The following is a 13,501-nucleotide window of genomic DNA, read 5'->3' on the forward strand; positions in this document are numbered from 1 at the left end:
CTATTTAATATTACGTGTACGTTGGTGTTCAGGATTGGCAATGGTATCTAGTACAGCGCAAAGGACTACTGCTTTATTGATACCCGGGTGCATCAACGACTTAAGAGCATCAACGCATACCTGAAAATTCTGATAATCCTGAACTTGCTGAGATTGGAGAAAACTTTTGTGGGTAAACTGCTGTACCCAGCTCACAACCTGAACTGCGTACTCCTGCCAGTCGTTTGCAAGTGAAAGAGCATCCTTTTTACCTGCCAATAAGGCATCAAAGCCATCGCAAAATTCTCGATAGCTAATACCACTTTCATTGGTTAGCGCCTGTTTCAGCCGAAGTGGCGCATTGCCATAGGCTTCTAATAAGGCGGGAGTAACGTCGTCAACCCCATTTCCTTTTAACCACTTAAGGCTTTGAGCTGGCGCAGGCGTTGAAAAAAAATGTTTCTCGCATCGACTCAGAATAGTCGGTAGTAAATGTTGCGCTTTGGCGGTAAGCAGAATGATAAATGTTTTGTTCGTCGGTTCTTCCAGCGTTTTTAGCAGTGCATTGGCTGCGGATTCTGTTATCAGGTCAGCCGCAGGAATGACAAGTACCTTATTAGCACCGAGTTGTGACATGCCACTGAGCTTACCGATCCCTTCCCGAATTTTATCGACGCCCAATTGCTTTTCGCTTACCAGCGCGTAAAAATCCGGATGCGTACTTGCGTCGAACAGCAGACAGCTTTGACATGTCTCGCAACAACCGCGTGCTGTAGGGTTTCTGCAAAGAATCACCTTCGCCAACGTAATGGCTAATTCGTATTTTCCGATTCCTGCAGGACCGCTGAGCAGTAACGCGTGGTGAAGTTTCTGCTTTAGAAGCCTGTCAATAATTTGTAGGTAACGTTCAGTAAACCAGGGTAACATCAGCGCATAAACCTGCTAACCGCTTCCACTACGTCGTGGTGTACTGTAGTCATTTCCTGCATTGCATCTATGGTAATGATACTCTCGTCCATTGCTGCTAATTCACAGTATTTTTTGCGGGTTCGCCTAAAGAAATCAAGGCCTGCTAATTCTATACGATCAAGCTCCCCTCTTCCCCTGGCTCTGGCTAAACCCGCTTCCGGTTCCACGTCAAGATAGATGGTAAGATCAGGAGTAAACCCTTGTAAGGTAATGTCTCTCAGCATCTTCATAATGTTGGGGTCAATTCCTCTGCCACCCCCCTGGTATGCTTGAGAAGATAAATCATGGCGATCCCCTACCACCCATTTTCCACTACGAAGAGCGGGTAAAATTTTGTTATCCAGTAATTGCTTTCTTGCCGCGTACATCAGCATCAGTTCTGTCTCTTCGGCGACAATTTCTTCCCATGGATGCTTTACACATTCCCGAATGGCTTCAGCCATAGGAGTGCCGCCAGGTTCGCGGGTAGTTTCACATTCAATTCCTGATCTTTTAAGAGTATCAACAATAAGATTGATTACTGAACTTTTACCCGCGCCTTCCAACCCTTCTACTACAATAAATTTACCCATCATTGGTGTTACGGTTCCCACTTCTAATTTGGTATTGGTTAACCGCTTCATTATGCTCTTTCAACGTTGAAGAAAAATGATGTGAGCCATCGCCTCTGGCGACGAAGTATAGTTCGTCGGTTGGGAAAGGATGCAAAGCGGCTTGAATAGCTGGCTTACCAGCCATCGCAATAGGGGTAGGCGGCAATCCTTTAACCACGTAAGTATTATAAGGAGTGGACTCCCGCAGATGCTGACGCGTAAGATTCCCGTCGAATTCCACACCCACTCCGTAAATGACTGTCGGGTCCGTTTGCAGGCGCATATTTTCATTTAAACGATTAATAAAAACACCAGCAATCCTGGCTCTTTCTGCTGGCACTGCTGTTTCTTTTTCAATGATTGAGGCTAATATTAACGCCTCGTATGGAGCTTTCAGAGGTAGGCCAGTTGCGCGTTCTGCCCAGGCGCTTTCGAGATATCGACTCATTGCTGCCATCGCTCTGGCAAGTATGGTGGATGCATCTGTACCGGCAGTAAAATAATAGGTATCGGCGAGCAACAATCCTTCCAATGACGGAGTGCCTGAAGCAGGCGGCATTGTCCACTTGTCCTGTAGCGCCACTAAGGTTTCATCGGAGATATCGAACGTAATATATTCATGCTGCTGTAGAATAAGTAGCCATTGCTGGAGGGTTAGCCCTTCAATCAGACTCACACCAAATTGAAATTCCTCTGCGTTTGCAAATAAAGAAAATGCATCGGTTAACTTCATAGCAGGCTGAATCTGGTACGTTCCAGCCTTAGCACTCTGCGGTGAAAACACAAATTTTAACCACAGCTTTACGGCAAAAGGATTCGACTCCAGCCAATTATGCTGTTCTATTAAACGCACCACCTGTTGTCCGGATGCACCTTGAGGAATGGTCAGCAAAGTTGGTTCGGAAAGCGCTAATGGCTTTTGCATTTCCCCCTGCCACCACATTACCGCGCCTAAAACGCCAATCATCAATACAATGGGAACAGCTAACCATTTAAGCACCCGAATCATATTCGTCCTTATAATTTTGCGCAACAGCCTGTTGCAGTACGCGTACTGGTTGAGCAGGAAAATCGAAAGTTGCGGAGTCAGAAGCAATAGCGGTAACCGGAATTATTTCCATCAAGGCGTTGCAAAAGAATACCGTATCAGCCTGAAAAAGCTCATCAAGAACAAAACGCCCAACGTTAACCCGCATTCTGTTACCCTCAAACCAATCTAATAAGAAACACCGCATCACGCCTTTTACTCCGCATGTACTTATCTCTGGGGTATGCCATTGACCATTTCTATGCCAGAAAATATTGGCCGCACTGCCTTCGATTACGAATCCATCGGCATCACACACAATGGCATCATCCGCTTTAAAGCTATTTAATTCTTTTTTTATAAAGATTTGTTCTAGCCGATTCAGGTGCTTAATTCCACCTAATAATGGCTGGATTGCCAATCTCACGCTACTTACGCGGGTACGGATGCCTTCGCTGCGCCACCTTGTATAATGTCCAGGCAACGGATGGTGAGAAAAAATCATATGCGGCTTGGCAGTTTCAGGACGAGCATAGCCTCTGCCACCAACACCTGAACTAATTAACAGCTTTAGCACCCCCGACCCACACTCGTGGGCGTGAGCGCGAATGGCCGTTTCCAGCTGTTGCTGTTCCAGTGTTAACATTAACCGTTCGCCGTCGTTCATCATGCGGGACACATGCCGATTAAATAGCGCCACTCTGCCGTCTTCCACTTGCATGGTGGTAAACAATCCGTCGCCGTAATTGGCCGCGCGATCACCTACATCAAAGGAGTTGGCTGCTATAATCTGGCCCACTTGTGTCCTCTTAGCTAATAAGTTCAGGCGCAAGTATATCAATTACGCTTGCTAACTCCATAGCAAGGTGAGTGAAATTGATGTTTCAAAACCGTTATCGACGACGATATGAGCAAAACTGATAGCGAATATTGATAATTCATCGGAGGTAGAAACAGCTATAAAAAATTCAGTAATGAGTATTCTTGATCTACAGTGTAGGTAATCGGTGTTGCACAGCCGTCTCGTATTATGAGCAGTAACTGTATAAGACCTGTTGTCCCTATTTTTTCAGGAGGCGGAACTCACCTTCCCGCTTATGTCGGAATACTCCAAGCGCTGAATGAATTACATATAGGCTTTACTACCTTGATGGGCGTGTGTGGAAGCTCCATTGTTGCCGCCTTGTACGCCAAAGGCTATTCTATTGATCGATTGCGCGAACTTGCCTTTCAAACTGACTTCAGCCAGTTTACTTCGAAAAAGAGGATTACCTTCCGGTAACGAATTTGAGCAATGGGTAGATAATCTGCTTAAAGGTATGACACTTAAGCAATGTCCATACACGTTGCACATATTAGCTACTGACATTAATGGCGGGGGGCCAGTTTTGCTCAATAAGGAAAATCCCCGCCCGATATGCGGATCTCAGAAGCCATCCGCTACTCCATGTCCGTCCTCTGCTATTTTCCTTCAAACAATATCGAGATCATTTACTCACCGATGGGGCTATTCTGTCAGAAGATGCCTTATTCGATGACTGGCAGAAAGATGGGACCCCCTCAATCTGCTTTCGGCTGAGAAGTGAGGCTGTGAAAAAAACCTTTATAAGGTCCCGTAAGATCGGATTGCCGCAGTACGTAGGATTATTGATTCGCACATTCATGAATGCGGTTTCAAGAGAATATGTTCACAATCAGTATTGGCATAAGACGCTGATCATCAATACCGGCAGTGTTTCAGCGGTGGATTTTAAAATGGATGAAGCTGCAAAACAGGAGCTGTTTAATGTGGGCTATCAGACCACCAAGGATTTTTTACCACAGAAATTAATGTCCATAGACGAGTCGGCAACGAACGTTCAGTAACGCTGCTAAGGCATACCTGTGCTAAACCGCAACGATGTTGCACATTCAGCGAGAATAGTAAAACTTTTCCTGCAACTCTTAAAGCACCTACTGCTAAGACAAAAAAGCCTCGGCGCTGAGCCGAGGCTTTTATTTGATCTGCTTATTGTTACAAACGGAAAATAGAAACTACACCCGCTTAAAAATTAGCGACCCGTTTGTTCCACCAAATCCGAATGAGTTACATAAGGCTATCGGAGATTCAAAAGACTTAGCTGTATGAGCAACAAAGTCTAAATCACATCCTTCCCCCGGGTTATCCAGATTGATGGTAGGCGGAGCCATTTTGTCTCGTAACGCCAGCAAGGTAAAAATGGCTTCTACGGAACCAGCAGCACCAAGCAAATGACCTGTCATGGACTTGGTTGAACTAACCAACAATTTAAATGCATGGTCACCAAAGACACGTTTAACCGCAGCAACTTCAGCAACGTCACCGGCAGGTGTCGAGGTACCGTGAGCATTCACGTAACCAATATCTTCCGGTTTAAGGTTGGCATCATTGATAGCATTAACCATCGATGCTGCGGCTCCCTCTCCAGCTTCGGATGGTGCAGTCATATGATACGCATCACCGCTCATACCGAAACCGACAAGTTCGCCATAAATTTTTGCGCCGCGCGCTAGTGCAGATTCATACTCTTCCAGCATCACTACACCAGCACCTTCTCCCATCACGAACCCGTCGCGGTCTTTGTCCCACGGACGACTCGCTGCTTGAGGATTGTCGTTATTGGAAGAAAGCGCTCTGGCGGCGGCAAAACCGGCAATGCCTAACGGGGTGATTGTCGCTTCTGCGCCGCCAGCTAACATAGCATCAGCATCGCCATAGGCAATTGTTCTTGCCGCTACTCCAATATTATGTACGCCCGTGGTACAGGCAGTCACAATAGTGAGATTCGGCCCTTTTAGCCCTTCCATAATTGAAAGAAAGCCCGAGATCATGTTAGTAATAGTAGAAGGCACAAAAAACGGCGATACCCGCTTCGGCCCGCTATTTAATAACTTGATATGATTCTGTTCAATTTGTTCAAGACCACCGATCCCAGAACCAATTGCAACACCTACGCGGGTAGCGTTCTTATCGTTAACGGTGAGACCTGAATCGGCCAGTGCCTGCTTACCCGCTGCAATCCCCAGCTGGATAAACCGATCCATTTTCTTTGCTTCTTTTTTGTCAATATAATCTTGCGGGTCAAAATCATTGACCTGACCGGCAAAACGGGTGGAATAGTTACTACAGTCAAAATGGGTGATATCGCAAATACCACTTTCACCGGCTAACAGACGACGCCATGTTGCATCAACTGATTGACCCAGAGGTGATAACATGCCAAGACCAGTAACCACTACGCGACGTTTTGTCACAAAAAGCCCTCGCATTGGAACTATGGTAGGTATACAGAAAACGGCCCATGGCGAGCCGTTTTTCTAAGTTGTAGCTTACGCGTCTTTGTTAGCGTTGATGTAGTCGACAGCTGACTGAACAGTAGTAATTTTTTCTGCTTCTTCGTCAGGAATTTCTGTATCAAACTCTTCTTCTAACGCCATCACTAACTCTACGGTGTCAAGCGAGTCAGCGCCTAAATCGTCAACGAATGAGGCTTCAGATTTTACTTCTTCTTCTTTCACGCCAAGCTGCTCAACGATGATCTTTTTAACGCGCTCTTCAATGTTACTCATAATTCTAGGTTTCCCTTAACGTCACTAGATATAAAAAGTGCCGCTAGTTTATTTTGCAAGAAATCACCTTGCAAGCACCAGATGAAACTAATTCTCTGGTCAAACCAGCAACGAACCAAGTCTAATAAACAAACTTTTAACATTCAAGCCCAATCTACATAATATTCAGGCTTGCCCAACTACATTTAAAAATGTAGTTAATTCATATACATACCGCCATTTACGTGAATTGTTTCACCGCTAATATAGGCGGCACCCTCACTCACGAGAAATGCGATAGTTGCTGCAATCTCTTCTGGCCGTCCCAATCGGTTTGCGGGAATGTCCTTAAAGATCGCTGCTCGTTGCTCTTCTGTCAATGCTTTCGTCATGTCGGTGTCAATAAAACCCGGTGCAACAACGTTGATTGTAATACCTCTGGACGCCACTTCACGAGCCATAGATTTGCTAAATCCAATGACTCCAGCCTTCGCCGCAGCATAATTCGCTTGGCCGGCGTTACCTGAACTTCCAACGACAGAACCGACATTAACTATACGACCATTGCGTTTTTTCATCATGCCACGCAACACCGCTTTTGACATAGTAAAAATAGAAGTCAGATTTGTGTCGATAATATTTTGCCACTCCTCGTCTTTCATCCGCATCAGTAGGTTATCACGTGTAATGCCTGCATTGTTAACAAGTATATCAATACTGCCAAATTCCTCATTGACAGCCTTCACTGCGGCTTCAACTGCTGCTTTATCCGTCACGTTGAGAGCCAGACCTTTTCCGCCTGAGGCTGCGAGATAGTCTGAGATGGCGGCAGCACCATTATCACTGGTTGCGGTACCAATTACTTTAGCACCCTGGCTGGCAAGCAATTCAGCAGTTGCCTTACCAATTCCTCGACTAGCTCCCGTAACTAACGCTACTTTTCCGTTTAATTGGGTCATACTTATTACCTTTGTCTGCCGTTTTAGAAATCCGCCAGCGTAGCTGGAGTATTAACAGCAAATGATTCCAGATTTTTATCAATACGTTTGATCAGACCTGTCAGTACTTTGCCTGGCCCTACTTCAACGATTCGCTCAACCCCTGCGGCAGCAAGATATTCTATAGTACGCGTCCATTGAACCGGGCAGTAAAGCTGACGGACCAGAGCATCGCGAATAGCTTTTGCTTCTGTTTCAATATTGACATCTACGTTATTGACAATATTGATAGACGGCGTCTGCAACGTAATATCAGCAAGCGCATCATCAAGTTGATCAGCAGCAGGACGCATTAATTCGCAGTGAGAAGGCACACTCACAGCCAGAGCTAACGCACGTTTAGCGCCGGCGTCTTTACATGCCTGAGCGGCTTGTTCTGCAGCGCTTTTCTCACCGGCAATAACGAGCTGACCGGGCGAATTAAAATTGACCGGTGCTACGACATCGCCAGTAGCAATGGCTGTTTGCTGGCAGATATCTGCAATTTTGGCATCATCCAGACCAATGATTGCATACATGGCTCCGGCACCGGCTGGTACTGCTTGCTGCATGAATTTACCGCGTGCTTCAACCAGTCGTACGGCATCTTCAAACGCCATTGCTCCACTACATACTAGCGCCGAGTATTCGCCCAAGCTATGGCCGGCCAGATAATCAACCTGCAGGTCCCTTTCCTGGAGTAGACGCCACACTGCAACGCTAGCGGTAAGCAAAGCAGGTTGTGTAATATGAGTTTCACCCAGCTTGCCCTCTGCGTCGTGCTGAACAAGGTCCCATAAATCATAACCGAGTACGTCAGAGGCTTGGGAAAAAGTGCTGATGACTGACTGATGCTCTTCGGCTAATTCTTTAAGCATACCAACGGACTGCGAGCCCTGGCCCGGAAAAACGCAGGCTGTACGTGTCATAATGCTTCCTTAATTCTATCTTGTTTTTATCTTTTTGTGGCAATGGACGCTAATATCTTACCAGCGCCGATGCCCAGGCAAAGCCTCCACCAAAGGCTTCCAGCAGCAAATTTTGGCCACGCTGAATACGGCCATCACGTATTGCAGTATCTAACGCTGTAGGTACAGTTGCTGCTGAGGTATTACCATATTTCTCAAGCGTTAACACCACTTGATCCAATGACATATCCAGCTTTTTGGCAGTTGCTTTAATAATGCGGAAATTGGCTTGATGAGGAACTAACCAGTCCAAATCAGACTTCTCCATGTTGTTAGCTTTAAGCGTTTGCTCAACGGTTTCCGATAATTTGGTTACCGCAACTTTAAATACTTCGTTGCCCTTCATTACTCCCCAATTCTCATGAATCGATTTTTCATCGCCCCGAGTGGGATTCCCCACGTACAGTAGATCACCGTACGAACCTGCGGCGTGAATATGGGTAGAAAGAATACCAGGTTCATCGCTGGCTTCGATGATAGTGGCTCCGGCAGCATCACCGAACAATATGATCATGGTACGATCGGCTGGATTTACCAGTTGGCTAAGACAATCAGTTCCTATAACCAATATCCGTTTTGCCATACCCGTTTTTATATACTGATCTGCCACACTCAAAGCGTAACAATAACCCGCACAGGCAGCGGCAACGTCAAACGCAGGAATGCCATCTAATCCTAAAATTCGCTGAATTTCACATGCTGTACTAGGCAAAGCATGGCGACCACTGGTGGTGGCACACACAATCATATCAATGGTTTTCACATCGATAGCGGCTGCTTCAATTGCCTTTATGCTGGCTTCAGCGCCCATAGTTGCTGCAGTTTCATCTTTACCGATAATACGCCGCTCTTTGATACCTGTACGATCCGTTATCCATTCATCAGTGGTATCAACCATTCCCTCAAGATCTGCATTGGTACGTACTTCGCTTGGATAATAACTGCCCGTCCCGATAATTCGTGAATAATTGCTCAAAGCTGCTCCAACAAAACCGTTTCTATTTTACTTTTTATTTTCTCCGGGATGCGCATTTTTGCTTCTTGCATTGCCTGACAAATAGCATAATAAAATGCCTCAGCCGATGCGTTCCCATGGCTCTTTATGACAATGCCGCGCAATCCTAACAGACTGGCACCATTATACTGGTCGGGGTTCACCCTGTTATAAATAGTTTTTAGCAACGGCAGGGCGATGCGCGCCATTAGTCTCGTCATCAAGTTCATCTGAGACTGCCGCTTAACTTCATTGATAACTAGTTTTGCCAGGCCTTCACTGGATTTCAGTGCGATATTGCCGGTAAAACCGTCGGTAACCACAACATCTGCGTGATCGGTAAATATATCATCACCTTCAACATAACCAATATAATTCAGACCTTTGGCATTGCGAAATAATTGATCAGCATATTTAACTTGTGCATTACCTTTTATATCTTCTTCGCCTACATTCAACAGCGCGACGCGAGGAGAAGCATTGCCGGTAACCTGGCTCGCCATTACCGATCCCATCACACCATACTGAAACAGTATTTCTGATGTACAGTTTACGTTTGCACCTAAGTCTAACAGGAAAACTTTATGATGGCTGGTAGTGGGCATGACCGAAATTAACGCTGGCCTGTCGATTCCAGGCAAGGTTTTAAGAATATAATACGCCAGGGTAAGTAATGCACCTGTATTTCCTGCGCTCACGCAAGCATCTGCTTTACCCTCTTCGACCAATTCAATGGCTTTTCGCATGGAGGACGACTTTTTATTGCGCAGTGCATGTGCCGGAGCATCACCCATTTCCACCACTTCATCACAATGAATCACCGTCAGCCGGCTACGTTGCTGAGCGGTTAAAATCGCTAAAGCCGGTTCGATAGCTTGACGCTGTCCACATAGAATAAAATGAAAATCAGAATGCAATTGAATTGCTTTGAGGGCGGCGGTAAGGATAACAGGGGGACCATGATCGCCCCCCATGATATCTAACGCTATGGTTAGGTCAGACAAAATAATGTCACCGACAGCAATTAGTCTGCGATGACTTTTTTGCCTTTGTAATAACCATCAGCGGTCACATGATGACGACGGTGAGTTTCACCCGACGTTGAATCAACAGACAAAGTTGGGCCTGTCAATGCATCGTGTGAGCGACGCATACCGCGTTTTGACCGCGTTTTACGATTTTGTTGTACTGCCATAACTTACTCCTGGTCTCGCTTAAGTTCTTTCAAAACCGCGAAAGGGTTTGGTCGCTCTTGCTCCGGTTCGATATCACCGAACTGCATATCATCTGAGCTCACTGAACAATCCTCCTCTGCATGAAGGGGCACAATAGGCAAAGATAAAATAAGCTCGTCTTCAAATAATTGAAGTAAATCGACTTCTCCGTGGTCGTTAACCTCTACCGGATCGTAAGCTTCGGGTAATACTTCATCTTCTTGCTCCTGTCCCTGCACCGGACTGTAGCAAAAATCAACATGAAGAGGGTAATCAAACTCCCCATTACACCGCTGACAGAGAAGTGATACCTGTGTGTCCAGATGGCCTTGAAAAACAGTAAGACCCTGCGCGTCTTTTTTAAACTGTACTTCAACATCCACCCAGTCATCACAATGGACAACTGCTGATATCAATCGTTCCATATCTTTACTCGCAATAACGCCTCGGTAATCGGAGCGTTTCATCGCGGATTTGACGGGATCAATGGTATGTGGCAATTTCACTTTCTGCATAGGGCGCGCATAATATAGACTCAGCCCTTGTCTGTCAAAGGATTAATCTATTTTCAATTTAATTTTAGTTAGTTAAATTTGCTAAGCAAAGCAACAGGATTCTGAAAATATCGCTGCCTTTCTAACAATATGCAAGACGGACTGATAAACTATCCGCGTTTCGTTTCTAATACTAGTAAATAATGAACACTGCTTTTTATCACAAGGTATATCTTCAATGCGAAATCTTATTCTTGCTTCATCGTCCCGCTATCGCCAAGCCCAACTGGCTGCGCTTGGTGTTAATGCTGAGGCGATTGCAGCGGATATTGATGAATCTCCTTTTCCCGAGGAAAAGCCCGATGTATTAGCTGCGCGCTTAGCCGCAGCGAAAGCGAGTAAAGTTAGCGCCCTGAAACCGGAAGCAATAGTGATTGGAAGCGATCAGGTCGCCTGTCTGAATAGCCCGGACGGCAGGCATATATTGGGCAAGCCGGGCTGTCATTCAAAGGCAGTGAAACAACTATCGTTGTGCCAGGGACGCTCCGTTATTTTTTATTCAGCTTTAAGTCTGGCCTGTAAAAGCAGCGGAAAGCAAGTTACTGAAACGGACATAACTACTGTTCATTTTACGACACTTTCCCAACGTCAGATTGAGGACTATTTACGGGCAGAGACCCCCTACGATTGTGCAGGCAGCTTCAAATCGGAGGGGAAAGGTGTGCTGCTCTTTGATGCCATTGAATCCAGAGATCCGAATGCGCTAATCGGATTGCCCGTAATGTTACTACGTGACCTGCTTATTCATTTTGAGGTCGATTTGCTTGCTCTTGCGACTGCAAACCTTAGTAATGCGGCAGCAACATAGACTGAAGCTCGCCGACCGAATGCACTACGGCAAGCGGAGCATGGTTTTCAAGATGGACTTGAGCATGCACTCCGTAGGAAACGCCTATTCTATCCATCCCAATAGCCTGCGCCATCTGCATATCGTAGGTTGTATCACCCACCATTAATGCATCGGTAACATCGACTCCGGTTTCCTGCAATATCTGCAGCAACATGTCAGAAGACGGTTTTGACTCAGCCTCGTCTGCGGTACGTGACGTTGTAAAAAAATCGCCAGTGCCGGTATGTTGCCAGACGCGGTTTAACCCGCGCCGTGCTTTACCTGTGGCAACAGCCAACTGACGTTTATCGTCCTTAAGCGCCTGTAACATCGCTATGGCACCAGTGAACATTGGGCACGGCTTAACGTCCTGCTGCAGGTAAGCCTTTTTATAAGCAGCAACTAGGCGATCAGTTAAACCTTCATCATCTGTGGCAAACAGTTTCTGAATGGCTGGACGTAAACTGATCCCGATAATGTCGCTGGCTTGTTGCGCTGAGGGCACAGCAACATCGCAGGATTTTGCTGCTAATTGCATACAACTGACAATTTTAGCTGCTGAATCCATCAACGTGCCATCCCAATCAAATATTATTAGTTTATAAGACTTCATTGTTTGAGTTTATCCAATACGCCAGTAAGCTCATTATCTAATGAGGCCTCAAAAGTTACCCGTTCATTGGTTTTTGGATGATGCAGACTAATTCTGGCAGCATGAAGAAATAATCGATTTAAGCCAATGCTTCGCATCTTGGCGTCAAAGGCTTCATCACCGTATTTGGTATCACCAGCAATCGCATGGCCAGCATGTTGACAATGTACCCGAATTTGATGAGTACGGCCGGTAATCGGTGATGCCTCGACTAAGGTCGCTTCGGCGTAGCTTGCCAGAATGCGGTAACGAGTTTCTGATGGTTTGCCAGCTTCAGTGACATTTACCATACGTTCGCCCGATTGCAACACGTTCTTCAGCAGAGGCGTTTTTACCGTAAACCGGCTTTGCGGCCACTCCCCTGCTACAAGTGCCTGATAACGCTTATCCATTTGGCCAGCACGAAGCTGTTCATGCATATGCCGTAGCGCCGAACGCTTTTTCGCAATTAAGATGCACCCGGACGTATCCCGGTCCAGCCGATGTACCAATTCCATGAATTTCGCCTCAGAGCGCAGCGCCCGCAAGCCTTCAATCAGACCGAAGCTGAGGCCACTACCGCCATGTACGGCAATTCCTGAAGGTTTATTTATTACAATGAGGCGATCGTCTTCAAACAGGATGTGCTGTTCCAGCGAAGCAATTCTGTCAAGTTTCGGATTTAACTGCTCAGCATTTTCTGACACTCGGACAGGCGGCACCCGCACAATATCCTCAGCCTGTAGCTTATATTCAGGTTTTATTCGCCCTTTATTCACCCGCACTTCTCCCTTTCTCAGGATGCGGTAAATCATACTTTTCGGCACGCCTTTAAGCTGGGTACGAAGGAAATTATCGATTCTCTGACCTGCTTGATCGTCGTCGATGGTGATAAATTGGACTGTTAATGATGCTTCTTGTTTCATAGCGCGCAGTATACTGTAGATTTTAGTATCGCACCTATAGGTAATTTTTCTGCAGTTAAAAATTATTGGATTTATAAACAGGGCAACCGCATGAATGAGCGAAAAACCATCAGCTGTGAAAATAGGCAAAAGTTTCTTATCCGAAACGCCGTAAAATCATCCCTGATGGCTCTTCTGGAGCATCCATCCTCCAGAAGTTCGGCTAAAAAACTTCCACTTCTTGTAAAAAAAATATTTGCGATTTCGCCTGGGTTTATAAAAGGTAAGTCCGCA

At 45.9% G+C, this 13,501-nt stretch carries 15 protein-coding genes and 1 pseudogene; 2 read left to right on the forward strand and 14 right to left on the reverse strand.

Features of this window, described 5'->3' with window-relative positions; translation table 11 throughout:
* Genes CA267_RS00840 through pabC form a run of 4 tightly spaced genes read right to left on the reverse strand, consistent with a single transcriptional unit; the run spans position 1 to position 3,367 of the window.
* Positions 1-906 carry a DNA polymerase III subunit gene (locus tag CA267_RS00840; RefSeq protein WP_075609226.1) on the reverse strand — a complete coding sequence of 302 codons (906 nt, stop codon included), beginning with the start codon at positions 904-906 and terminating at the stop codon, positions 1-3.
* Complete coding sequence (gene tmk, locus CA267_RS00845) at positions 906-1,523, reverse strand: dTMP kinase (protein ID WP_075609225.1); 618 nt, start codon at positions 1,521-1,523, stop codon at positions 906-908. Before tmk ends, CA267_RS00840 begins: the two co-directional genes overlap by 1 nt.
* Entirely contained in the window at positions 1,513-2,550 is a 1,038-nt protein-coding gene (mltG, locus tag CA267_RS00850; RefSeq protein ID WP_075609224.1) for an endolytic transglycosylase MltG, read from the reverse strand. The genes tmk and mltG overlap by 11 nt, the downstream gene beginning before the upstream one ends.
* On the reverse strand, positions 2,534-3,367 hold the full coding sequence (gene pabC, locus CA267_RS00855) for an aminodeoxychorismate lyase (RefSeq protein ID WP_075609223.1): 834 nt from the start codon (positions 3,365-3,367) through the stop codon (positions 2,534-2,536). The genes mltG and pabC overlap by 17 nt, the downstream gene beginning before the upstream one ends.
* A gap of 231 nt (positions 3,368-3,598) precedes the next feature.
* Here pabC and CA267_RS00860 point away from each other — a divergent pair.
* A pseudogene (locus tag CA267_RS00860) lies at positions 3,599-4,434 on the forward strand (patatin-like phospholipase family protein).
* A gap of 168 nt (positions 4,435-4,602) precedes the next feature.
* Here CA267_RS00860 and fabF read toward each other — a convergent pair.
* From fabF to yceD, 8 genes are all read right to left on the reverse strand, one after another.
* A complete protein-coding gene (gene fabF, locus CA267_RS00865) occupies positions 4,603-5,841 on the reverse strand; it encodes a beta-ketoacyl-ACP synthase II (protein WP_075609222.1) in 1,239 nt (412 codons plus the stop codon).
* Between the two features lie 75 nt (positions 5,842-5,916).
* Entirely contained in the window at positions 5,917-6,156 is a 240-nt protein-coding gene (gene acpP / locus CA267_RS00870) for an acyl carrier protein (protein ID WP_075609221.1), read from the reverse strand.
* A gap of 197 nt (positions 6,157-6,353) precedes the next feature.
* The gene (gene fabG / locus CA267_RS00875) at positions 6,354-7,094 is read right to left on the reverse strand and encodes a 3-oxoacyl-ACP reductase FabG (RefSeq protein ID WP_075609220.1); all 741 of its coding nucleotides are present in this window, start codon (positions 7,092-7,094) and stop codon (positions 6,354-6,356) included.
* Positions 7,095-7,117: 23 nt separating this feature from the next.
* A complete protein-coding gene (gene fabD / locus CA267_RS00880; RefSeq protein WP_075609219.1) occupies positions 7,118-8,041 on the reverse strand; it encodes an ACP S-malonyltransferase in 924 nt (307 codons plus the stop codon).
* Between the two features lie 49 nt (positions 8,042-8,090).
* Positions 8,091-9,056: a beta-ketoacyl-ACP synthase III gene (locus CA267_RS00885; RefSeq protein ID WP_075609218.1), complete on the reverse strand. Its 966-nt coding sequence runs from the start codon at positions 9,054-9,056 to the stop codon at positions 8,091-8,093.
* A complete protein-coding gene (gene plsX / locus CA267_RS00890; RefSeq protein ID WP_075609217.1) occupies positions 9,053-10,078 on the reverse strand; it encodes a phosphate acyltransferase PlsX in 1,026 nt (341 codons plus the stop codon). The genes CA267_RS00885 and plsX overlap by 4 nt, the downstream gene beginning before the upstream one ends.
* Positions 10,079-10,098: 20 nt before the next feature.
* Positions 10,099-10,269 carry a 50S ribosomal protein L32 gene (gene rpmF / locus CA267_RS00895; RefSeq protein WP_075609216.1) on the reverse strand — a complete coding sequence of 57 codons (171 nt, stop codon included), beginning with the start codon at positions 10,267-10,269 and terminating at the stop codon, positions 10,099-10,101.
* A 3-nt stretch (positions 10,270-10,272) separates the two neighbouring features.
* Positions 10,273-10,803 carry a 23S rRNA accumulation protein YceD gene (gene yceD, locus CA267_RS00900; protein ID WP_075609215.1) on the reverse strand — a complete coding sequence of 177 codons (531 nt, stop codon included), beginning with the start codon at positions 10,801-10,803 and terminating at the stop codon, positions 10,273-10,275.
* Between the two features lie 217 nt (positions 10,804-11,020).
* Between yceD and CA267_RS00905 the strand changes: the two genes are divergently transcribed.
* Positions 11,021-11,650: a Maf family protein gene (locus tag CA267_RS00905; protein ID WP_075609214.1), complete on the forward strand. Its 630-nt coding sequence runs from the start codon at positions 11,021-11,023 to the stop codon at positions 11,648-11,650.
* On the opposite strand, the gene CA267_RS00910 is transcribed toward CA267_RS00905, so the two are convergent.
* Both CA267_RS00910 and rluC read right to left on the reverse strand, forming a co-directional pair.
* Positions 11,628-12,284 (reverse strand): HAD family hydrolase, encoded by a 657-nt coding sequence (locus CA267_RS00910; RefSeq protein ID WP_075609213.1) that lies wholly within the window; start codon positions 12,282-12,284, stop codon positions 11,628-11,630. The two genes, CA267_RS00905 and CA267_RS00910, sit on opposite strands and share 23 nt — an antisense overlap.
* A complete protein-coding gene (gene rluC, locus CA267_RS00915) occupies positions 12,281-13,228 on the reverse strand; it encodes a 23S rRNA pseudouridine(955/2504/2580) synthase RluC (protein ID WP_075610047.1) in 948 nt (315 codons plus the stop codon). Before rluC ends, CA267_RS00910 begins: the two co-directional genes overlap by 4 nt.
* Positions 13,229-13,501: the final 273 nt, after the last annotated feature.

This window comes from Alteromonas pelagimontana (assembly GCF_002499975.2).
GTDB classification, from domain to species: domain Bacteria; phylum Pseudomonadota; class Gammaproteobacteria; order Enterobacterales; family Alteromonadaceae; genus Alteromonas; species Alteromonas pelagimontana.